The organism is Salinimicrobium sp. CAU 1759 (assembly GCF_054482715.1).
The window spans coordinates 590,782-612,791 of the sequence record NZ_JBTLRK010000001.1 but is presented as its reverse complement, the minus strand read 5'-3'; the positions used below and the strand labels follow the sequence as shown (position 1 = coordinate 612,791).

The following is a 22,010-nucleotide window of genomic DNA, read 5'->3' as shown; positions in this document are numbered from 1 at the left end:
ACGCTGAAAATAAAAGAATTGAATTCCATTTTTTGAGAATACATTTGCGGCCTTAAATTTTAGATGTGGAGATCATTGCAAACCCGGTTTACGAGAAGATCATTTCAGATCTCTTGGAGCAGCAATATTGTATAGTTGAAGATTTCTTTAGCCTGGCGGAAGTAGAAGAGCTGCGAAATTCCCTTTTATACAAGTATGAGGAAGATAACTTCAAGAAAGCTGCTATTGGGAATCGCACCAATGAAATTGTTGCCAAATCCATCCGCGGGGATTTTATCCTTTGGCTCAATGAAGCTGAAGCTGCCGAAACTGAGAAAACTTTCTTCAGAAAGATCAACGACTTCGTACACTACCTTAACATGACATGTTTCCTGGGAATTCTACATAAAGAATTTCACTACGCTCTTTATCCTGAAGGCACTTTTTACAAGCGACATCTGGACACCTTTCAAAATGACGACAGGAGAAAGCTATCCATGGTGTGTTACCTCAATGAACAGGACTGGCAGCCGGAGTATGGTGGCGAATTAATGATCTATACTGAAGAAAATGGTGTTGAAGTTCCAAAGACTATATATCCTTTCCCCGGCAGAATGGTCATTTTTGAAAGCCAGCTCCTGGAGCATGAAGTGAAACCTCTAAAGACTGAAAGGCTCAGTATCACCGGATGGTTGAAGACGAGGTAAATTCCTGAAGAACCACATGAAGTTGGGCAATTTTCCAGTCAGATAAGTGCTAAAAATCGGTCAGCATTTTTTTTGTTTATCTACTTGCACCCATTTCAAACATTATTTAGCCTCACCTCCATTATTAGAACATTCGGTTCTCGTTCCAATTGTTAATTTGAAGAGCAATTAAAATACCGATCACTACCAGGATAATTTCTCCGATAGCATAAAATAGATATTTCGTGAATCTATTTTCCCGAAGTAGTCGTCGGCGGATATTTCTAAAGAATTTAAACATTTCTCAGGTTAGTTTTCCTCAGTGTTTTTTTAAAAAAATTAATACATACACAAAAGTTAAAGCCGAATTCCAAATTTTAAACAATTGAAATCTAAAATAACTTTATTATCTGAAAATCACTAACTTAGTAAAATTAACATTGTACCAACCTAATATTTTCAATCATGTTTTATTTCAAAAAACTACCGATTTTTTTCACGTTGGCCGCTGCATTGTTCCTGGCGTCCTGCAAAGATTCTGAAAACAAAAGCGAAGAAGCTGAAGTTGAAGCTACTGCAGAATTACCTGTAAACACCGACTCTGAGGAGGCTCTCCAGGCCTTTGAGACAGGATTGAGATATTTTGATGAGGGTAATTCCAGAAAAGCCCGTGCTAAATTCGATGAAGCTCTAAAATATGATCCGGATTTTGTATCGGCACAATTGTATAGAAGCTATACGGCCAATTCGGCAAAAGACTGGGCTACTAATCGTGATAAATTTATGTCTATGCGTGATAAGGCAAATGATGCAGAGATTATGATGATGGACATGACTCAAGCCAACATGGAGAGTGATGTCGACAAAGAATTAGAAATTAGTAAAAAACTAGTAGAAAAGTATCCAAAGTCTGCCAGGGCAATGGATAATCTTGCGATCTATTATATTAATAACGATCAGGAAGAAAAGGCACGAGAACATTGGAAAAAAGCTTTGGAATTAGATCCGGATTTCGTACCGGCCATCGCAAACCTGGGTAGCACCTATTTATTTGATTCTCCAAAAGATAAGGATCAGGCTAGAAAGTATCTCGAAATGCTTGTTGAAACGGCTCCAAACAGTCCGCGCTCACACATTTTAATGGGAGATTATTACCGCGATCAGGACAATCTAGAGCAGGCATTGGCAAGTTATGAAAAGGCAGCATCCCTGGACCCGGAAGACGATATCGCGCTGGCCAAATCGGGACATGCGAATTCTATTTTAGGTAATTATGAGGAAGCCCGTAAGAATTTTAAAGAAGCGAGAGAAGTTAGTGAGTTTGGGACAAATCTTTCCGGAGAAGCGAACACGTATGTTTACGAAGGTAATTCAGATGAGGCTTATGCTTTTCTGGAAGAGGGAACCAAATCCTTTGATACACTGGACATACCTGAAAGCAATAAAAATATCGCTAAATATCAGGCGGCTACTGCCGCTGCTCATATTGCCATGCACGATGGTGATGTTGAACGACTGGAACAATTTGTAGAGAGGATGGCTCCAATTTCCCAACAATTGGCCAGGGAAGTAAATAGTCCTGTAGTTACAGCAAATCAAAATGCCAATATTAGTTACTGGAAAGCTATGGTATTGGTTAGTAAAGGAAAGTATCAGGAGGCCATGGAAGAGGCGGAAACAATAAAGACAGATGTTGCATCCATAAACAGTCCGGACAAGTTAGAGCCTTATCACAGGGCAATGGCCGTGATCAACTATCACTTGGATAATACTGAAAAGGCTATAGAACACATTGAGCAAACAAATGAGGACTACATTCACGATCAGTATTGGAAAGCCAAAATACATGAAAAGGCAGGTAATACTGCAGAGGCAATGGAATTATATGAAGAAATCGCAGAAGAAAGATTTAACTCCATTGAATTTGCCTTAATAAAAGATGAAGTAAATAAAAAGGTAAAAGAAAACAGTCAAAGTTAAAATAAGCTCTTTTTTACAAATTTACCCTTTAACTTCCGTTGAAGGGTTTTTTTATTGACTGAATTTTCCAGCACAAAATCAGTGGTATTTGTCCTTTATCGGGAAACCTTTTCACCGGTCTTCCGAAGTTTACAGCTCAAAAAACTGGAAAATGTAAAACCTAAAAGACATGGTATCAGCGGCTGGTAAAAGACGAGGTAGTTATTTCCGGAATTTCTTATAAAGCACCACTACCACAAGAAGTATGGCAATAAGTAACCACCAGCCATATCCACTCAGGAACGTGAGTAGATCAAAGGTTTTTTCGTTAACGGGTAGATCCTCCTGCATTAGCGCTCATTTCTTTTACGCCAGGCATAGCGGGCATAGAAAAACACTGCCAGGACTACGACGATAGCCACCAGGTAGATCCATTGATCTTCCAGGAAATCTTCTAATGAAAATCCATAGCCTTCCCTCTCCGTCGCCGGCTTGTCTTTTGGTAAATGTTCCTGTTGTAAATTCATAGTGCTATACATTAGGTGCCAAAAATGGCATTTTTAGACGATGTTCTTATTTCTTCTTCTGAAATAAAGCAGATAGAGAATGGCAGCCAGGATAACAACGGCTGCAGTTACCACTTCCCAGAAGTTGGAGCCTACAAAATATCCTACTTCGTATCCAAGTTGAAAGGCTTTTGAGTTCTCCATTTCCTGAAAAGCAAATATTATAGCTGCACTCATCTTATTTCCTGAATTTTGATAAAGCGTTCTTTGTAAAATCTGAAAGTACCAGCTCTCCTGATATTGCCGCTCTTTCCTCGAGCAGGGAATTCCAGTTCCCGGTTCCTTCCCACAACACCTTCTTCATCTCATATAGTGCCGCAGGATTGTAAGAAGCCAACTTTTCAGAAAAGAATTGCAGCTCTTTATCCATTTCACTTGTGGAGTCAAAAACCCTTGCATAAAGTCCTTTTTCCTGCGCCCAATAAGCACTTTTCCAGTCCTGAGCTGCCAGAGTCATTTCAGCCAACGCTGCAACTCCCATTTTTCGCTCAATGGCGGGGGCAATCACAAAAGGCCCAATGCCAATGCTTAGTTCGGAAAGCTTGATCGCCGCCTGCTCAGTAGCAAAGCAGTAGTCGCAGGCTGCCGCCAGTCCTACTCCGCCGCCGACGGTTTTTCCGTGGATGCGGCCAATGATTAGTTTCTTACAGCTGCGCATGGCGTTGATCACATTTGCAAAGCCCGAGAAGAAAACCTTTCCCTGTTGCATGTTCTCTACCGCCAACAACTCGTCAAAAGAAGCACCGGCACAAAAGGCTTTTTCACCTTCAGATTTCAGGATGATGACCTTTACCGCTTCATCTTCAGAAAGCTTGTTCAACTCTTTTGTCAGCCGTTCCAACAACACTCCCGGAAAGGAATTGCTGGCAGGATGGCCAAATTCAAGAGTGGCAATTCCGTTGACAACTTTAGTAAATAGGCTTCCGTTTTCCCTGTTTGTGGTCATTCTTTAAATCTCTTTTCCGTAAAGTTACATTTTATTTTCAGCCTTCAGAAAATTACACCTCTCTATGAAGGTATTTCCGGCGGAATTTTATCACCAGGGCAATACTGCGAATAAGCATCCAAATGAAAAATGCAATCCAGATAGCGTAGAGTTCAAGGCCAAAATAATCTCCGATCAAAAGCGCCGGCGTAAATCCCAGGAAGGTCGCTGCAAGTAAGACATTCCGAAGATATTTTGCTTCCCCCAGGCCCTTAAAGATTCCGTCGAACATAAAAGCGATGGCATTTACCGGCTGCATAAAAAGCACCATCCAAAATACTGAAGTGAACAGAACCAGCACTGAAGCTTCTTTGCTGAAAATTAAGCCGATTTGTTCATAAAACAAGGCACAGATCCCAATAAGAACAATTGCAATGGTCACAGAATATTTCGAGATCTTTTTGCTCAAGGTCCACAGGCCGCTGTAATCCCTGGCTCCCAAAAGTCTGCCGCCCATGGCATTTCCGGCATTGGCATAGCCGTCGATAAAGAAGCTGAAGAAGAGCCAGATGTTCATTAGAATACTTTGAGCGGCTATGTAATTCTTACCATAATCGGTAGCGTAGGCGTTGGCCAGATAAATTGCAAAATTGAGCGCTGCTGTACGAACAAATAGATTTCCGCTCATTAACAGCAGTATCCTCATCTGGGGATTTATGCTACGGCTGAGCCAAAGATGAAAGGGAGTCTTTTTAAAGAAGAAGTAGAGTGCCATAAGGAGCATCACCAACTGCGCGATCACACTTGCATAGGCAGCTCCTTCCAGATGCATGGCAGGTATCCATCCTTCCACCCCATACACCAGCAAAAAATCCAATCCCAAGTTTAGAAATGCTCCCGTTAAGCTACATTTCATTGCCCACAGGGTATTCTGCAAGCCGCGAAAGACCCCAAAAATAGCAAAAGTAACCAGCGTTAATGGATAGCCCAAAGCGCGGATCTGGTAATAATCGGCGGCATAATTGAGCACTTTACCTTCAGCATTATAGGCGCTAAAAATAGCTGCTGCAAAATATGCTGTCACGGCATAAATTAGGATACTGAGCAAAAAATTGAAAAAGATCGCCTGTGGCACCAGGGTTTTTACGGCGTGGATCCGTCTGGCTCCCAGGTGCTGTGACACCAAAGCAGAAATCGCAGTCTTGGTCTGCGCCACGATCCAGATTATAGCCGAAAGAAAAGAGCCTACAATACCAGCTGCTGCAAGCGCCTCTACAGGATCCTGGTCTACATTTCCAATAATGGCAATATCTGTAAGAGAGATCAATGGTTCGGCAATACCTGCAATGATTGCGGGAATCGCCAGACGGTTGATATTTTTAAAGTTGACTGCTGTTTTCACCGGAAATGGAAAAAAGCAAAGTTAAGATAAGCAGGAGAGTTGCTGCGGAAATTCTTTAGGAAATCCCTTACAAAGAGCTTAAAAATTCTATTTTTGAGGAATTTGAAAATTTTTGGTCTTTCAGAAATACTATATAACCCTCTTATAAAAATGAAAAACTATTTATTAATTCTTCTTTCAGCTCTATGCCTTGGAACTCTCCCGGCCACGGCACAGGATGATTACCCTACGAACAAAGAAGTTGCTCAAAAGCTTCAGCAAATAGCCTCCTCCCGCCATGCAAAGCTAATATCGCTGGTAAAATCGGAAGGTGGACAGGATATCTGGGCCTTGCAAATAGGAAAAGGAGATCTGGAAAATAAACCCGCCATTGCAATAACCGGTGGCGTGGAAGGTCACCATGTCCTCAGTGTCGAGCTTGCCTTACAGGTGGCCGGCCAACTTGTGAAAGATCATAGTGATCTTCTGGAGACTACGACCTTTTATGTATTTCCGAATATGTCCCCGGATGCATATGCGCAATACCACAACAAATTAAAGTATGAGCGCAGAGGAAATGCTGTGAAGGTAGATCATGACCGGGATGGGGAAGTTTCAGAAGATGGTTATGAAGATCTTAACCGGGACGGAATGATCACGCAAATACGGGTCGAAAGTCCTCTCGGGAAATACATCGCTCATGAAGATTATCCGCAGATCCTTGTGGAAGCCGAAAGGGCAAATGCTGCAGGAAAAACAAGGTATATCACATTTTCTGAAGGTATTGATAATGACAAGGATGAAAAGTTCAATGAAGATCTTACTGAAGGAATTGCCTTTAACAAGAGTCTCACTTATCAATTTCCGGTCTTTGAAGCTTTAGCCGGGGATTATCCTGTCTCACAAAAAGAAACACGTGCCCTGCTGGATTACCTTTTTGAGAGGTGGAACATCTTTGCTTTTGTGACCTTTGCTCCTGAAAATAATCTTTCTGCTCCTCTTAAATATAACAAGCAGGGAGCCGACAAACGGGTGGTCACCTCCATACTCGAAAAGGATGCAGAATTGAACAAAATGATATCAGACATCTATAATGAAACTGTACCCCTAAAAGCTTACAATCAGGAAAACCAGGGAAAAGGCGGAGATTTTTTCAAATGGGCTTACTTCCATTTTGGCAGATTGAGCTTCAGTACTCCCGGCTGGTGGGTTCCGGAGGTGAAGCAGGAAGAGAAGGATTCCTTAAGTCCCCAAAAGGCCAAAATCACACCCGAATCTAATTTTCTTGCCTGGGCAGAAAAAGAAGGAATTGACGATGTCTTCGTAAACTGGACAGAAGTAGAGCATCCCGATTTTCCTAACCGCAAAGTCGAAGTCGGCGGCATAAAACCTTTCGTAATGATGAATCCACCTTACAGGATGGTTGACAGCATCGCTCAACAGCATACTGATTTTGTAGTCAAACTGGCCGAAATGAAACCCAAGCTTGAATTCCACAACCTGGAGACAGAAAAGCTAAGCGGTGGACTCACCAGGATCACTGTCGACCTTTTCAATAATTCGCCTCTGCCCACTCATTCCGAAATGGGGGAAAGATCGAGATGGCTTCAAAAGTTACAGATCACAGTGGATAAAGACAAAGAAGACATCCTGGCAGGAAATACTATCAAGCTTTCCGGAAAACTGGGGGCTTATGAAAAGGAAACGATTTCATGGATAGTAAAAGGCAATGGCACAGCTACCGTGAAGGCAGGTGCACCGCATACCGGATATGCTACAATGAATGTAAAACTTTAATTTTTAGAAGAGATGAACTTAAATAAAGTAAGAACACTAGCTATTCTGGGAATTCTGAGTTTTCTTTTGAACATCCCGGCCCTTCAGGGACAGGAGAAATTCTTCCGTGCAATAGGTACACCTCATAAACCAAAAGTGGAAGTGAGCTGGAACAGGTATTATACCTATGAGGGAATAGTGGAGGTCATGGAAAAGATCGCAAAAGCATATCCCGAATTAGCGAAAATGGAGAGCATCGGAAAATCCTTTGAAGGAAAGGACATCTACTTGTTAACCATTTCTGATTTCAAAACAGGAGATCCCGATAAAAAACCGGCGATGTACATTGACGGAAATATCCACTCCAATGAAATTCAGGGAGCCGAATTCTCTCTTTACACCGCCTGGTACCTGACCGAAATGTTTGATGAGTTGGATTTTATTAAAGAGCTGCTTCAGGATAAAACTTTCTACATCAACCCAACGATCAATCCCGATGCACGAAACAACTACATGAACAAGCCAAACACTCCGCACTCGCCAAGATCGGGAATGATCGTACTGGATAATGATCAGGATGGACAGGCAGGAGAAGACGGGTTTGATGATCTCAATGGAGACAACGATATCACCATGATGATAAGAAAATCTTCTACCGGGCGATATATTAAGGATCCGCAGGATCCAAGAAGATTGATAAGAGTTGAAGCTGAAGAAAAAGGCGAATACGAGATGCTTGGCTACGAAGGAAAGGATACAGATGGCGACGGGGAAGTAAATGAAGATGGAATTGGATATTACGATCCAAACCGTGACTGGGGTTGGAATTGGCAGCCGGATTATATTCAGCGTGGAGCCTACAAATATCCTTTTAGCCTTCCTGAAACCAGAAGTGTAATGAATTTTGTAATGGATCATCCAAACATTGCCGGTGCCCAGAGCTACCACAATTATGGAGGAATGATCCTGCGCGGCCCAGGTGCAGAAGAGGACAAGGACACCTACAATGCCGAAGATGTGAAGATCTATGATGCCATAGGTAAAAAGGGCGAGGAAATGATTCCGGGTTACCGCTATTTAGTGGTTTACAAGGATCTTTATTCGGTATTTGGTGGCGAACTCGACTGGTTCTATGGCGGAAGAGGAATCTATACCTACACCAACGAACTCATGAATTCCTACCAATATTTCCATAAAAATGAGGGCAGAGGGAACCAGGAAGAACAATTAAAAGTTGACAGATTTCTCACTTTTGGAGATGCATTTGTGCCGTGGGAGGAATACGATCATCCGCAATACGGAAAGATCCAGATCGGCGGATTCAAAAAGAACTTCGGAAGGGCACATCCCGGATTTTTACTGGAACAGGATGCCCACAGAAATATGGCTTTTACCATCTACCACGCCTATCATACTCCAAAGCTTAGTATCACTGAAGTAAAGGAAAAGAGCCTGGGCGGCGGATTAAAACAGATCACTGCCACCATCTATAATGAACGGCTTATGCCTACACATTCGAGTCAGGATCTAAAGCACAACATTGAGAGACCTGATTATATCAGCATTTCGGGAGCCAATGTGATCACCGGAATGATAGTCAATGATGAGGATTTCAACAAGGTAGAAGAACAAAAGCACAATCCGGAAAAAATAAAGGTCAGGAACATTCCAGGTATGGAATCGGTAAAGGTGCGCTGGATCGTTTCAGGAAATGGCAATTACCGCATCAATGTAGATTCCGCCAAAGGCGGAACGGCAGAGTGGCGTAAATAATACCTCTCAAAAATGACATTTTTGAGGCTGTTTAAAAGGCAAATGCGTCATTCGCAATTTATTTCAGAATCTTGTTCAGGTGATTTTGCAAACTCTATAGAACCTGAAACAAGTTCAGGTTGACGGAAACCAGGTTTTTAGACAGTCTCTTTTTTATAGAGAAAGGGCATTTCTAATCCAGAACCAGCTCATAGCAGTAGAAAGGCTGCTCGCTTTGCTTCGGAAAATAGATGTTCCCAAGCCTCTTGTAGCCCCGTGCCTCATAAAATCTCTGGTTCCGTTGATTCTGGCTAAAGGTATCCAGTCGGACAGAATCATATTCATTTTCTCGCGCAAAGGCTTCGGCAAAATCCATGAGTTTTCTACCGTTCCCACTACCCCATTGCTCCGGCTTCGTAGCCAGGCGGTGCACATAAAGGTTCTTGCTGTCTTTAGGTGTTAGCCAATCAATGGGAATATACTCTTCATCCATGTGGGGAGTAAGCACAATAATTCCCTGTAGCTCAACATTTTCTTCCAGCAGAAATAACTCTTCCTTCTGAATGTCTTCCTGGAGTTTTTCAAGAGATGGATAATGCTCATTCCACTGAAAAATGCCTTTTTGCTGCATGCTTACAGCACAGGCTTCAGTGAGCTTTTTTATTGAGGCTAAGTCTTTTATTTCTGCTTTTCTAATCATAGGAGAGGTCATTCCACGACAAAAATAATTTTAATAGAAAGAATTTAAAGCCTTTACCTATTTAAATAAATTTAATACATTTGCCTCGTTGAATTCTTTCAGCACAATGGGGGATTAGCTCAGCTGGCTAGAGCGTTTGGCTGGCAGCCAAAAGGTCATCGGTTCGACTCCGATATTCTCCACCAAAAACCACTGCGAAAGCGGTGGTTTTTTTGATTTGAGGAAGTAGTCAAAAATGACATTTTCAAGAGGTTAACTTCCACTAGAATAATAACCAAAATATCGCGATATTCTTCACCAAAACTTACTACGGAATTGGTGCTTTTTTCCAGGTCTGCTCTAGCACGGATTTTTTCCTTAAGTTTCAACATTAACTTTTACTCTACTTTCATTATGCCTCTAAGATCTTCGATTCTCTTGCTGATTTCCACACTTCTCTTCGGATGTGCAAAACAGCCTACTGAAACAGTTATTAAGGGAGAAGTGGTGGGATTTACCACCAAATCTATTTTATTACTTAAACCACATCAGAATTTGCGCTTTGATAATATTTTGGAAATTCCTGTGGAAAACGGGGTTTTTGAACAGGCTTTAGAACTTGACCATCCGGAAGGTTATTATTTGCTTATTGGAGAAGCAAGAGAAAATGCGGGTGGTAGACTTATGCCTCTGTTTTTGGAGGAAGGGGAAATTGATCTTAAAATATATCCCGAGGCTGACTTTGAAAAGAACGTCGTTGAAGGAGGAAAATTGAACCAGGAATATCAGGAATACAAGCGCAGACTGGACCAGCAGAATTTTGAAAGTTGGAAGGACCAACAGGAATGGACCCGCAATTATATTTCAAGTAATACCAGCCTCGTGTCCTATTTTCTGCTTTTACAGGAACTTACAAGTGGATGGGAAATTGAAGATCTGGAATTCCACAGGAAAAGCTACAATAAGTTGGCAGCTGCTTTTCCCAAACATCCATATTCCATACTGGGAAAAAATTTGATAGAAGGACAGACCAGCAAGATCAAGCAGGACTTTATTGATTTCTCTGCTCCCGACCTGGAGGGAAATATGATTACCTTTTCAGACGAAATAGAGGGAGAAGTTGCTTTACTCAATTTATGGGCAACCTGGTGTGCGCCGTGCATAAAAAAAAGTCGGGAGATCATTCCGGTCGTGGAAAAGTATAAAGAAAAAGGTTTTAGTGTGATTGGAGTTGCGGGAGAGTTTAGAACTACCGAAAATCTCGAAAATTTCCTGGCGAAAAAGGAATTCCCATGGTTAAATCTGGTTGAGCTCGACCGACAGAATGATCTTTGGACAAAATATGGAGTGCCTAATTCCGGCGGAGCAATGTTCCTGATCGGCCGTGATGGAAAGATCCTCATGAAAAATCCAACAGCAGAGGAATTGGATGAAAAACTGGCTACATTACTTCCTTAGCAACTAAATGAACAGACCTCACAGGCCTTGGAGACCTATGAGATCTAAATTAAAGGTGTCAAAAATGACATTTTCAAGAGATCATCTTTTAATGAATTCTGTAGCTTTTTTGATGATCTTTTCCATGGCCGGTGGTAGCTCCTTCTGTTCCCAGGGATGAGAAGCTTCAAATACGTGGTCACTGCCTTCAAGTAAGAATAACTCCGACTGGCTTGCCCATTCATCAAGTTCATGGGCATTCTCAACATCAACAGTAGGATCATTGGTGCCGTGAACGATTAGGTAAGGGATGTTCAGTTTTTGAGCAGACCTGGAAATTGTAAGCCGTTCTTCATTTTGCTTGAAGTCCTCATAGAAATCGAACAGGTGCGGCATTTTCTGTTTTGTCCGGGCATTCTCTATGTATGAAATACCTTTTTGTCTCCAGGCTTCCAGCTCTTCTCCCTTGGGAAACCTGTCGCCGAAATCACTTACTGCAGCAAGGGAGATCAATTTCTGAATCCGCTCGTCTTCAGCAGCTTTTATCACCACAATTCCGCCGCCTCGCGAGTGTCCCATCAGTGTAAAGCGGGAGAGATCGGATAATTTGGAATACGGAAATTCTTCGCTGCTTATCCAGTCTATTAGAACCTTAAGATCGTCAAGTTCCTTGGTGTAAGTGTTCTCTCCAAATGCATCCAGATCGGGAAAATCTATGGGTTCTTCAAGAGTACCGCCGTTGAAAGCGAAATTGAATTTTATAAATAAAAAGCCGTTTTTGGCGAATTCTTCAGCCATTAAATTCCACGCGCCCCAGTCTTTGAAGCCTTTGTAACCGTGACAAAACAACAATATGGGCTTATTTTCACCTTCTTCAGTATAGAAAACATCTGTAGGAATGGGGCGGCCGTGGAGACCTCGAAGGCTTATATTCTTTTCTTTTTTAACTACCATGTGTTTTGTTTTATTTCCTTCTCTACAAAAGGAGTGTTGGGATCACAGATCTCTAAAATAAGGTTTTTGAGCTGAATTTTGAACGCCTCCAGGGTTTCTAAAGTTATGTCTGTATCCTTATCAGCCCCACGACCAGCCTTATCTTTTTTGCAAAACTTCAGAAACCCTTCTTTAAGATTCTTGAAAGAAATAATTCCTGCTTCAGCGGTTTCAGGCAAAGGATTTTGTTCATTCATCATTAGAGCGTAAGTAAGGATCTGAAAAGGTTTGCTATACCTGTCGTAGTCTGAAGTGATCTCTTCCCACTCTACCACCTCAACCTTTGACTGTTCTACCCTGCCGGTCTTGTAATCTATGATGCGCATTTTCCCGTTGAACTCATCCACCCGGTCCACAGTCCCTTTTAAATATACGGGAAAATCAAGCTCATCAACAGGCAAAAGACTCTTTAACTTTTCTTCTATTTTGAGCACCCTTATTGCATTCCCGGTCTTGACTTCTTCAATTTCTGATCGAAGAAAATTTCGAACGTACCTCCTTGCCACTTCAAAAATGAGCAGGTTTTTTCCGCTGTCCAGGGGAGCTTTAGTATAATGCTCTCTAAACTGCTTTTCGATCTCTGCATTTTTCGCCTTTAAAGCCTGCTCCAGTTTCTCTACCGTCACCTCTTCCTGTAGCCACTCCTTATAAAACGTCTCCAGCGTATCATGGACCACACTCCCTAAAGTATTATAAGCCACCGTTTCTTCCACTTCTTCCCGTTCCTTAAGACCAAGAACGTATTGCTTATAGAAGTCCAGCGGATTTCTAATATAAGTGGTAAGAGCCGAGGGGGAAAATCCTTCGGCTGCCCTTTGTTTGATCTTTTCCATTACTCCGGGAGATTTTGGAATGCTTTTAAGCTGTACGGGAATAGCAGGTACCAACGGACTAACATTAAATTTTTCCAGAGTATGATTCTTTTGTGCTTCTAATTCAAGCTGAAGTAAAAAGCGGCTTTTCTCACCCGCATTTAATCCGTCAGTTTCAGTATTGTAGAGCAAATGAACCTGCTCTGCCCGCTGAAGTAAATGATAAAAGTGATAGGTATAAACGGCATCCTTTTCCTTGTAAGTAGGCAATTTATAGGCGCATTTCAGGTCAAAGGGAATAAAAGAATTACTGCTTTTCCCTGCCGGAAGTACTCCCTCATTTACAGAGGTTAAAATGACATTTTTAAAATCCAGCACCCGGGACTCGAGCATCCCCATAAGCTGCAATCCTGAAAAAGGTTTTCCACGGAAGTCCACTGTTTTTGAAGACAGAAGATCTTTAAAGATGGAGGACAGGATCTTAACGGAACTGATATAAGGGTACTTCTCCAGCAGATTTGAAAGCTGATTGAGGAGCAAATTCAATTGATAGAGAAATTCCAAAGTAAGCTTGTCCTGCTCTACGTCCAGTCTTTCCTTTAAAAGCATTACCAGTTCCTTTAGTTCATTTAGAGCTTTTTTAGGATCATTGTTCCAGCTCCCGAAACAGATCTCAAACAGCTTATGAAATTCCTGGGGTAAGGAAGCAAATATTTCCTCCCGGGTTAGGTAAACGAGGTTTTCCCTTCGTATTTGTTCAAGTAGTCTCCGCGAGTAGCCGGTCGTAACCTGCTGTATTAAGGGATGGCTTAACACCAGCATGATATCCTTATAGTACCTGGATTCTTCTCCCGGTGTACTATGCAGCTTGAGCAGGTGCTCGAAAAGAAAAGCTACCGGGGCATTCTGTAACGCAAAACCCATGGTAATATTCACCTCATCCACATTTGGCGGCAGGGAATTCAAGACAGGTAACAAAAGGCTTTCATCGCCAAGGACAACAGCTGTTTGTTTTAACTCTTCCGGAGATGATTTGGAAAGCAGCTCCCCCACATATTTTGCCTGACCTATGTTCTTTGGAACTCCTACCGCTCTAATTTCTTTTGGGCTGTCATAAGATTTGGAAATCAATTTAAATTCATTGTTTTGATAGTGAGGCCATGTTTTCAAATAATTCCGAAGAAAAATGGAAACGTCGTGCTGTTCATCTCTTAAAAAAGCATCGTCTACATCCCAAAATACTTCAGCCTTTCCTGAGGCAAGCAACGTCTGGAAAATATTCTGTTCGGAGTTGTTTAGTGCATTGAAACCAATAAAGTAGAACGGCCCAGGTGCAACATCGGCATATTCAGCAATTTTTTCAGAAGCTCTTCTATACACCATTCCCTGGTAAGCGAGATCCTTCTTCTCAAGCTGCCTGTGTAGTTTTTCATAGTATTCGGGGAGCTTGTTCCAGAAGAGCAGATAGTTCTCCATCAACGGAGTTCTCTCTTCCTGAAGATACCAGTGATTCATTTCCTGAATGTCTCCCAGATATCCAAAAAAGGATTTATAGTCAATGAGGTAGCGATCTATTTCATTAAAGTCGTACAAAAGAGTTTGTGCCCAGGTGGAGAAAGTCTCGAAGTTCTCCTGATTCTCTTTTGGAGTACAGGCCAGGTAAGCTGAATAAAATTCGAATAAGGAAGTCACGTTGTCAATTGACTTCAATCTTGCCACTTCTTCAGCAAAGTTTTCAATACTCAAGATACGGGGAGCAAATAACGGGGTAGAAGAGAGTTGTGAAAGCTGGTGAAGCAGGTAAGCTCCCGCCCTCTTGCTTGGTAAAATAAAGGTAGCTTTAGAAATATCCTTCTTCTGTGATATTATCTCCCTAAGCACCTGTTCAATAAATGTAGTCATGCCCTAAAAATAAAAAACGCCCCGGTCAAACCGAGGCGTTTTTATCACTTTATTTATTCTGGGTTACATGTCTGTAGTATCCTCAACAGCTGTTGGTTTCATTTCTCTTTCTTTGTCAAGAGAAATTTCCACTCTTCTGTTTTCCTGTCTACCTTTAGCAGTCTGGTTTGTGGCAATTGGATTATTTTCTCCATAACCTTCTGCAGTAAGACGGTTTTGAGAAATACCTCTTTCCACAAGAGCTTCTCTTACAGATTCTGCTCTTTCTCTTGAAAGCTTCATGTTATATGATTCACTACCTGTACTATCTGTATGACCTCCAAGGTGAAAGATTGTCTGTGGATATTCCTCCATGATTTGTGCAATCGCATCAAGGGTTTCCTTAGATTCCTGACGGATCGTAGCTTTATTAAGATCAAAAAGGATTGTTCTTGAATATTCGTTCAATTCCTCGATCACTTCTACAGTTGGCTCAGGACATCCATTATTTGCAGCAGTTCCTGCTACTTCAGGACATTCGTCGTCTTTGTCAAGAACTCCGTCATTGTCCATATCTTGCCATGGGCAACCGTTATTCTCTTTTGGACCAGCTTCGTTTGGACATTCATCCTCGCTGTCTCTAATGCCGTCACCATCTGCATCTGGGCAACCGTTCATTTCAGCAAGACCAGCTACAGTAGGACATTCATCCTTAGGATCTGGAACACCGTCACCGTCTGTATCTGGACATCCATTATATTGGGCTAGACCAGCCTCATTAGGACACTCATCCATTCTATCTTCAATTCCGTCTCCGTCTGAATCTGGACAACCGTTGAATTGCTCAAGACCGGCAACTTCAGGACATTCGTCATCTTTGTCATAGATACCATCACCATCTGTATCTTTTCCACCAAATGCAAACTTAATTCCTGCTGCATGCTGGAAGTGGGAGTTCATCATATCATCTTCAAATCCATGCTTATATATGGTTTGAACTGAAAAGGCTATGTTATCTGAAAACCAGAAATTCAAACCTACTGTTCCATCTAAGGTTGCAAAACCTTCATCATCAAGCCAGGTATATCCACCCCCGACACCAATGATAGGATCCAGCCATCCTGCGTTCGCATCATTGCGGAAGCTGTAGTTAAAAGTACCATCTAAACCATAATACATTAGGTCTTCACGACCTTCATCTCCAAATTTATTGATCTGGTTAATAGAACCAGCTCCTTCAAAATAGAATCCGGCTCCAATGTTTCGCGCAACTGATATTCTGGAAAGACCTGCAAGTACGTTCCAGTGATCACCTGTGTTGAAAAATTCATCAAAATATCCACCTAAGGGAGCATCTTCTCCTGTAGGGTAAAAGTCCACCGCATTAATTCCTATGCCTACGGCCCAGGGATTATTGTCGTCCTGCGCCTGCACACTGCTAAAGCTCAGGATGAAAAGTGAAGCCAGTAAAAAAGTGCTTAGTTGTTTCATATTGAAGAGTTTAATTTTAATTAGTTAGTAGAAACAAAAGTAGACTGATAATCAATATTAACAAAGCTTAATTTAATAAAGTTTTCTTAATTGAACCGTGAATAGCGGTGCTTCAAAGGGTTTTTAAAGCATATTTTCTTGAAAATATCTCAAAAATTTAATAAATCTTTAAGGTTTGTAAATGTGCATTTTTCTGATTAGGAAGTAATTACAGGAGCAAGAGGTCCGCTTTTGTTTGCCTTTCAAAAATGGGAAAAAAGTAAAGCCTTTCCTGTAGGAAAGGCTTTACTTCTGTTAAGAACTTTTTCTTATTTAATGATATTAAGTTCCTTTCCAACCTTTGTAAAGGCTGCAATAGCCTTATCAAGCTGATCTTTAGTATGCGCTGCTGAAAGCTGAACTCTAATCCTCGCCTTACCCTTTGGCACTACCGGATAAAAGAATCCAATTACGTAAATCCCTTCTTCCAGAAGCCTGTCGGCCATATCCTGAGATAGTTTTGCGTCATACAGCATCACAGGAACAATGGCTGCTTCCCCATCAATAATCTCAAAACCTGCATCTTTAATTCCCTTTTTGAAGTACCTGGTGTTCTCCTTCACCTTTTTTCTAAGGGTATCATCATTGGCCAACATATCAAAGACCTTGATCGAAGCTCCCACTATTGCGGGGGCTAAGGAATTTGAGAAAAGATAAGGTCTGGACCTTTGGCGAAGTATATCTATAATTTCTTTTTTGGCCACTGTGTAGCCACCCATTGCCCCCCCAAGGGCTTTACCAAGAGTTCCGGTGATGATATCGATACGTCCCAAAACTCCTTTTTCTTCCAGAGTACCAATACCGTCCTGTCCTATAAATCCTGTGGCATGACATTCATCGATCATCACAAGAGCATCATATTGGTCGGCCAGGTCACAGATCTTATCCAGCGGTGCTACCAATCCATCCATGGAGAAAACTCCGTCTGTGACTATAATTTTAAAACGCGCTCCTTTTTCATTTGCTGCTTTAAGCTGTTGCTCCAGGTCATCCATGTTCCCGTTCTCATAACGATAGCGTGCTGCCTTACACAACCTAACCCCGTCAATGATGGAGGCATGATTGAGAGAATCTGATATGATAGCATCTTCAGCAGTCAAAAGTGGTTCAAAAACTCCGCCGTTTGCATCAAAAGCTGCTGCATAGAGGATGGTATCTTCCATACCGTAAAAATCAGCGATCTTGCGCTCCAGCTCCTTGTGGATATTCTGGGTACCACAAATAAATCTCACGCTGGACATCCCAAACCCATGGGAATCTAATGTGTCTTTTGCTGCCTGGATGACTTGGGGGTGAGACGAAAGACCGAGGTAATTGTTGGCACAAAAATTTAACACCTTCTTTCCACCTTCAAGAGTGATCTCTGCTCCCTGTGGTGAAGTGATTATCCGCTCTTTTTTATATAAGCCTTCTTCTTTAATGTTTTCTATTTCCTTTTCCAGGTATTCTTTCATTTCTCCGTACATATCTTGTGATTTTTTACAAAATTACATTCTTTTAAACATAAATTACCTCAATGTCATCGTTTATGTATACCAGGATCTTTTTATCTAACTGGTATTCCATTTTTTCAAGTTGTCTTCCGTACTCGCTTATTTGCTCACGATGTGCATTACTCGAAGCACCAGTTTTATAGTCAATGATACTTACAAAGTTCCCTGAAAAATTCAGGCGGTCTGGCCGCAAAAGAAAACCATCTTCAGAGATCATCTCCCTTTCATTAAAATTCACCACTCCCTCCTTAAAAAATTGATTTAAATGAGGGTGTTCCGTCACTTTTCTAATTGAATCTTTTAGTTCGTCTTTTTCTTCGGAAGTAAAAAGACCTTCATTTTCAGCATTTTTGAGCACCCTCTCCACATCGGCTTCGGTATTGATCTCAGCGAAAAGGTCATGGATAAGTTGACCTTTTTCAATTGCTTCTTTTTGTCTTGAATTCCACAGGAGTCCAGATCTGGTAATAAAGGATATGCCATTGCTTTCTGTGGGAGAGGAAAAGAAGTTCTCCTGCAGGAGAGAGTTTGTCGCAGTTTTCTCCAGCCCCCATCTTTCCTGAGGATCGCCAAAGTGGTATTCATTGCTGCCATCCCATTTTCCAATAGATCGGAGATAGGAGATCAATAGACCTGAAAACCGGTTCGTATTCTCATTGCCTTTTTTATCCAGCTCCATCTTGGACACCACATACAATTGCTGCTCGGGGCGGGTCATGGCAACATAAAGTACGTTTAGAGCGTCTAGCTGACTGTTACAGCACAATTCATGATAAAGCTCCGGCGCCTCACCTTCCCATTCCCTCATTTTTTCGGCTGCCCGTAAATAGGCGATACCAATATTTGTGTCGAGATCTTCGGGTAGATCTACCCATAAATTTTCCCTGGCGGTATCATTCAGCGAACTATTGGCAAAAGGATATATGACTACCGGAAACTCCAGTCCCTTCGCTTTATGAATTGTCATGATCTGGACCGCATCCTCTCCCTGAGGCACTACAATACTCAGCTCATCCTTCTTTCTCTCCCACTGTTCCAAAAATGCAAAAAATCCAGATCCTTCCTTGTTGGAAACCTCATAGACAAAATCCAGGAAAAATTGCAAATAGGCATCCGAGTTTGCTTTAAGGGAAAATGCTCTTATTATATATTCAACAGCTTCATATACTGAAACTGAGGTTGCCTTTTCCGTAGAAAAAGAAATTCCATAATTTTTCAAAGCCCGGAAAAACTGCTCTCCCTCCAGCTCAATAGTAGCCATAAGGAACTCGAATTCATTTTTGACCTCCAGTCCGCTGTTAAGGAGGTGATCCAGAATTTCAAACCTCAGGGTCTTATCACCGGGATCTAGACAATACTGTAAAACTGCAATTATGAATTGCACTTTAGGCGAACGGGCAAGGAGTAGACTTTCAGCAGAAATTACCGCAACGGAGTTCTCACTAAGATGATTGGCTACAGCAATACTCTCTCTTCGGGTGCGGGTAAGAATGCAAATGCCCGAAAGCGGCAAACCTCTTTCTTGCACCTCCCCAATGATCTCCAGAACCCTTTGTGGATATACTTCCATTTCTTCGGAAGCATTTTCGGCTTCTATAAAGGAGATGTTGACATAGCCCTCTTTATCGCTCACCGTCTCTTGACTACTCTTTAGAAACAGATCCTGATGCGTCTCATTTAAAAAGAAATCTGAAGCGAACCTAAAAAAGGAATTGTTGAAATTAACTATCGTTTTGGCACTCCGGTAATTTCTAGGCAGCACCAACATTTCTACATCTTCAATACTGAAAGGATGCCTTTTTTGGCACAGCTCCATAAATTGTTCTGCCTTACCACCTCTCCATCTATATATTGATTGTTTAGCATCTCCCACCAGGGTAAGACTTCCAAATTCCCCTTCGGGATGCCCTCCCGAAAGGGTATTATCCACCAGGGGAATTAGATTTTCCCACTGCAGCTTAGAAGTATCCTGAAATTCATCAATAAAATAATGCCTGTAGCGATCTCCGAGCCTCTCATAAATGAATGGCGCCGGTTGATCTTTTACCGCTTTCCCAATCGTAGCATTGAACTCGGAGATCAGGACCATGGAATTTTCGGCCTTTATCTCTTCTATCTGAGACTGAATGGCACTAAGCAAAGAAAGAGGAACAAGGTTCTTTTCTACTGCCTCCAAAAATTGAATTTTCGTGATCCCTCTTTTTACCTGCTCATAAAGCTCAACTATTTGCGGCTGAAGTTGATCAAGGATATCCCTCTTATCTGCAGCTACAGATTTTGAGTACAGAGGTTTATCTGCCAGATTTAATTGCCAGCCTGCAGAAAATTTTACATTAAAATCCCCTTTTTGAAGCTTCAGGAAAAATTTTGGGCAGTATGCGCCACTGAAGCAGCTATTATCCAGATCGTTTTTCTCGAGCAAACTGAAAAATTCGTTTGTCAGCTTAATGACCTCCCCTTCAAGATCCTGCCGCTGTTTTTTAATCTCCTCAGCCAGATTCTTAAAATCGCTTATATCGCTTGCCTTTAAAATGTCAAGAAACCTTTGACTGGTTTCCTGCGTGAGCAATTTCGCAATAGCAAAAAGATCCCGGGCTATGTCCCAGCTCTTATCATCATCTGTCTTTGAGAGCACAAAACTGACCAAAACCTTAGTGAGGGCTTTATCTTTTCCGGCTTTGCTTATCAACCTGTCCACTGCCTCATTAAGAACCTCATCTATTCGGAGTTCCACCTCAAAGTTGAGGGGAAGCCCTAGATCCCTGGCAAAAGTTCGCAGTACTCTGTGAGTAAAACCGTCAATAGTGGACACCTCAAAAGATGCATAGTTATGGATGATATGCTTTAAAAGCCCCCTACTCTTAGCCTGTATAGAGCTTTCTGGCATTTGCAGGCTTGCAGAGAGATCCTCCAATAGAGCTCGCTCTTTAGGAGAAAGGTCTGTTTTTGAAAGGGAATGAAGGTTCTCGATAATTCGGGACTTTAGTTCTCCTACAGCTTTGTTGGTAAAAGTAATGGCGAGAATATTTTTATACGCATCCCGCCGTGGAGAACCCAGTAACAGTATTAGGTATTCTTTAACAAGAGTATAGGTCTTTCCCGAGCCTGCCGAAGCGTTATAGATCTTAAAGGAATTTTGCTGCTCCAAATTTTTTCCACTAATGTAATAAATGCATCCCGAATCTCCAGAGAAGCTGCCGATAAGCCTCTTTTAATTAAATTATTTTCAAGGAGTTGAGATTTCCATTTTTTATTCTTCATTATTAAGCAAATTTCAGCCAAAGGTTTAAGGATTTTATAACATTTTATAATTTCAATTAAATGCGTTTATCCATAATTTTGAGGTTGACTGAATAATAACGTAAAAAAGATAAAACTATGGCTTTTGAGTTACCAAAACTAAAATACGGATTTGATGCACTGGAGCCTCACATTGACGCAAGAACAATGGAGATCCACCACGACAAGCATCACGCTGGTTATACCAGTAAATTGAATGATGCTGTTAAGGGTACAGATATGGAAGGTAAGAATATTGAGAACATACTTACTAACCTGGATATGGAGAACAAAGCTGTACGCAACAATGGTGGCGGATACTTTAACCACAACCTTTTCTGGGAAATCATGGGGCCTAACGGCGGTGGAAAGCCCGAAGGTGACCTTGCTTCTGCAATAGACAGGGATTTTGGATCATTTGATGCTTTTAAAGATGAGTTCTCTAAGGCGGGTGCTACACAATTCGGTTCAGGATGGGCCTGGTTATGTGTGCAGGAAGGCGGAAAGCTTGAGGTTTGTTCTTCTGCAAATCAAGATAACCCGTTGATGCCTGGAATTGGGTGCGGCGGATATCCTATTCTTGGCATGGATGTATGGGAACATGCCTATTATCTAAAATATCAAAACCAACGTCCTGCTTACATTGAAGCCTTCTTTAATGTAATTAATTGGGAAGAAGTGTCTAAAAGATACGCACAACATAAATAAAATAGACCTAAAATTTAGGTTATAAACTATGTCCAGAGCTGCCGGTAATTCCGGCAGCTTTTTTTATGTTCAGAAAATAACAGGCATAAAAAAAGGTGGAAAGCTCCACCTTTTTTTGCCCCAAATCTACCATGAACTTAACCTACTTATGTTATGGCTTTACTAAAGTAGATA

17 protein-coding genes, 1 tRNA gene and 1 pseudogene are annotated in these 22,010 nt (G+C 41.6%); 7 read left to right on the top strand and 12 right to left on the bottom strand.

Annotated elements, in window-relative coordinates; translation table 11 throughout:
* Positions 1-65 precede the first annotated feature (65 nt).
* Positions 66-686 (top strand): 2OG-Fe(II) oxygenase, encoded by a 621-nt coding sequence (locus tag ACXYMT_RS02780; protein WP_459057561.1) that lies wholly within the window; start codon positions 66-68, stop codon positions 684-686.
* Between the two features lie 133 nt (positions 687-819).
* Here ACXYMT_RS02780 and ACXYMT_RS02775 read toward each other — a convergent pair.
* Positions 820-966, bottom strand: a pseudogene (locus ACXYMT_RS02775) (DUF6090 family protein); the annotation flags it as partial.
* 164 nt (positions 967-1,130) lie between these two features.
* Here ACXYMT_RS02775 and ACXYMT_RS02770 point away from each other — a divergent pair.
* Positions 1,131-2,645 (top strand): tetratricopeptide repeat protein, encoded by a 1,515-nt coding sequence (locus ACXYMT_RS02770; protein ID WP_459057560.1) that lies wholly within the window; start codon positions 1,131-1,133, stop codon positions 2,643-2,645.
* A 201-nt stretch (positions 2,646-2,846) separates the two neighbouring features.
* Here ACXYMT_RS02770 and ACXYMT_RS02765 read toward each other — a convergent pair whose 3' ends face one another.
* The 5 genes from ACXYMT_RS02765 to ACXYMT_RS02745 are packed head-to-tail and all read right to left on the bottom strand — an operon-like array spanning position 2,847 to position 5,517.
* Positions 2,847-2,975 carry a hypothetical protein gene (locus tag ACXYMT_RS02765; RefSeq protein ID WP_459057559.1) on the bottom strand — a complete coding sequence of 43 codons (129 nt, stop codon included), beginning with the start codon at positions 2,973-2,975 and terminating at the stop codon, positions 2,847-2,849.
* Positions 2,975-3,151: a hypothetical protein gene (locus ACXYMT_RS02760; protein WP_459057558.1), complete on the bottom strand. Its 177-nt coding sequence runs from the start codon at positions 3,149-3,151 to the stop codon at positions 2,975-2,977. The genes ACXYMT_RS02765 and ACXYMT_RS02760 overlap by 1 nt, the downstream gene beginning before the upstream one ends.
* Before the next feature lie 33 nt (positions 3,152-3,184).
* Positions 3,185-3,367, bottom strand: a complete 183-nt coding sequence (locus tag ACXYMT_RS02755; protein WP_459057557.1) for a hypothetical protein — start codon at positions 3,365-3,367, stop codon at positions 3,185-3,187.
* Between the two features lies 1 nt (position 3,368).
* A complete protein-coding gene (locus ACXYMT_RS02750; RefSeq protein ID WP_459057556.1) occupies positions 3,369-4,136 on the bottom strand; it encodes an enoyl-CoA hydratase/isomerase family protein in 768 nt (255 codons plus the stop codon).
* Between the two features lie 52 nt (positions 4,137-4,188).
* Positions 4,189-5,517 carry an MATE family efflux transporter gene (locus ACXYMT_RS02745; RefSeq protein ID WP_459057555.1) on the bottom strand — a complete coding sequence of 443 codons (1,329 nt, stop codon included), beginning with the start codon at positions 5,515-5,517 and terminating at the stop codon, positions 4,189-4,191.
* 150 nt (positions 5,518-5,667) lie between these two features.
* Here ACXYMT_RS02745 and ACXYMT_RS02740 point away from each other — a divergent pair, with 150 nt between their 5' ends.
* Both ACXYMT_RS02740 and ACXYMT_RS02735 read left to right on the top strand, forming a co-directional pair.
* Complete coding sequence (locus tag ACXYMT_RS02740) at positions 5,668-7,293, top strand: M14 family metallopeptidase (RefSeq protein ID WP_459057554.1); 1,626 nt, start codon at positions 5,668-5,670, stop codon at positions 7,291-7,293.
* Between the two features lie 12 nt (positions 7,294-7,305).
* Positions 7,306-9,045, top strand: a complete 1,740-nt coding sequence (locus ACXYMT_RS02735; RefSeq protein ID WP_459057553.1) for a M14 family metallopeptidase — start codon at positions 7,306-7,308, stop codon at positions 9,043-9,045.
* 172 nt (positions 9,046-9,217) lie between these two features.
* On the opposite strand, the gene ACXYMT_RS02730 is transcribed toward ACXYMT_RS02735, so the two are convergent.
* Entirely contained in the window at positions 9,218-9,724 is a 507-nt protein-coding gene (locus ACXYMT_RS02730) for a GNAT family N-acetyltransferase (RefSeq protein WP_459057552.1), read from the bottom strand.
* A gap of 108 nt (positions 9,725-9,832) precedes the next feature.
* On the opposite strand from ACXYMT_RS02730, the gene ACXYMT_RS02725 reads away from it, so the two are divergent.
* Positions 9,833-9,909 (top strand) — tRNA-Ala (locus ACXYMT_RS02725).
* 208 nt (positions 9,910-10,117) lie between these two features.
* On the top strand, positions 10,118-11,161 hold the full coding sequence (locus ACXYMT_RS02720) for a redoxin domain-containing protein (RefSeq protein WP_459057551.1): 1,044 nt from the start codon (positions 10,118-10,120) through the stop codon (positions 11,159-11,161).
* Positions 11,162-11,242: 81 nt separating this feature from the next.
* Here the strand turns inward: ACXYMT_RS02720 and ACXYMT_RS02715 are convergent, their stop codons facing one another.
* The 5 genes from ACXYMT_RS02715 to ACXYMT_RS02695 form a co-directional block, all read right to left on the bottom strand.
* Positions 11,243-12,094 (bottom strand): alpha/beta hydrolase family protein, encoded by an 852-nt coding sequence (locus tag ACXYMT_RS02715; protein ID WP_459057550.1) that lies wholly within the window; start codon positions 12,092-12,094, stop codon positions 11,243-11,245.
* Positions 12,088-14,847 (bottom strand): PD-(D/E)XK nuclease family protein, encoded by a 2,760-nt coding sequence (locus ACXYMT_RS02710; protein WP_459057549.1) that lies wholly within the window; start codon positions 14,845-14,847, stop codon positions 12,088-12,090. Before ACXYMT_RS02710 ends, ACXYMT_RS02715 begins: the two co-directional genes overlap by 7 nt.
* Before the next feature lie 63 nt (positions 14,848-14,910).
* The gene (locus tag ACXYMT_RS02705; RefSeq protein WP_459057548.1) at positions 14,911-16,317 is read right to left on the bottom strand and encodes an OmpA family protein; all 1,407 of its coding nucleotides are present in this window, start codon (positions 16,315-16,317) and stop codon (positions 14,911-14,913) included.
* A gap of 308 nt (positions 16,318-16,625) precedes the next feature.
* The gene (kbl, locus tag ACXYMT_RS02700; RefSeq protein WP_459057547.1) at positions 16,626-17,822 is read right to left on the bottom strand and encodes a glycine C-acetyltransferase; all 1,197 of its coding nucleotides are present in this window, start codon (positions 17,820-17,822) and stop codon (positions 16,626-16,628) included.
* Between the two features lie 31 nt (positions 17,823-17,853).
* Entirely contained in the window at positions 17,854-20,997 is a 3,144-nt protein-coding gene (locus ACXYMT_RS02695) for a UvrD-helicase domain-containing protein (RefSeq protein WP_459057546.1), read from the bottom strand.
* A gap of 230 nt (positions 20,998-21,227) precedes the next feature.
* On the opposite strand from ACXYMT_RS02695, the gene ACXYMT_RS02690 reads away from it, so the two are divergent.
* The gene (locus ACXYMT_RS02690; protein WP_459057545.1) at positions 21,228-21,836 is read left to right on the top strand and encodes a superoxide dismutase; all 609 of its coding nucleotides are present in this window, start codon (positions 21,228-21,230) and stop codon (positions 21,834-21,836) included.
* The last annotated feature ends 174 nt before the right edge of the window (positions 21,837-22,010 follow it).

Coding starts and splice junctions, on each gene's coding strand:
- ACXYMT_RS02735 (WP_459057553.1), top strand. CDS start 7,306: ATGAACTTAAATAAAGTAAGAACACTAGCTATTCTGGGAATTCTGAGT.
- ACXYMT_RS02760 (WP_459057558.1), bottom strand. CDS start 3,151: ATGAATTTACAACAGGAACATTTACCAAAAGACAAGCCGGCGACGGAG.
- ACXYMT_RS02715 (WP_459057550.1), bottom strand. CDS start 12,094: ATGGTAGTTAAAAAAGAAAAGAATATAAGCCTTCGAGGTCTCCACGGC.
- ACXYMT_RS02690 (WP_459057545.1), top strand. CDS start 21,228: ATGGCTTTTGAGTTACCAAAACTAAAATACGGATTTGATGCACTGGAG.
- ACXYMT_RS02730 (WP_459057552.1), bottom strand. CDS start 9,724: ATGATTAGAAAAGCAGAAATAAAAGACTTAGCCTCAATAAAAAAGCTC.
- ACXYMT_RS02755 (WP_459057557.1), bottom strand. CDS start 3,367: ATGAGTGCAGCTATAATATTTGCTTTTCAGGAAATGGAGAACTCAAAA.
- ACXYMT_RS02765 (WP_459057559.1), bottom strand. CDS start 2,975: ATGCAGGAGGATCTACCCGTTAACGAAAAAACCTTTGATCTACTCACG.
- ACXYMT_RS02710 (WP_459057549.1), bottom strand. CDS start 14,847: ATGACTACATTTATTGAACAGGTGCTTAGGGAGATAATATCACAGAAG.
- ACXYMT_RS02720 (WP_459057551.1), top strand. CDS start 10,118: ATGCCTCTAAGATCTTCGATTCTCTTGCTGATTTCCACACTTCTCTTC.
- ACXYMT_RS02740 (WP_459057554.1), top strand. CDS start 5,668: ATGAAAAACTATTTATTAATTCTTCTTTCAGCTCTATGCCTTGGAACT.
- kbl (WP_459057547.1), bottom strand. CDS start 17,822: ATGTACGGAGAAATGAAAGAATACCTGGAAAAGGAAATAGAAAACATT.
- ACXYMT_RS02770 (WP_459057560.1), top strand. CDS start 1,131: ATGTTTTATTTCAAAAAACTACCGATTTTTTTCACGTTGGCCGCTGCA.
- ACXYMT_RS02705 (WP_459057548.1), bottom strand. CDS start 16,317: ATGAAACAACTAAGCACTTTTTTACTGGCTTCACTTTTCATCCTGAGC.
- ACXYMT_RS02750 (WP_459057556.1), bottom strand. CDS start 4,136: ATGACCACAAACAGGGAAAACGGAAGCCTATTTACTAAAGTTGTCAAC.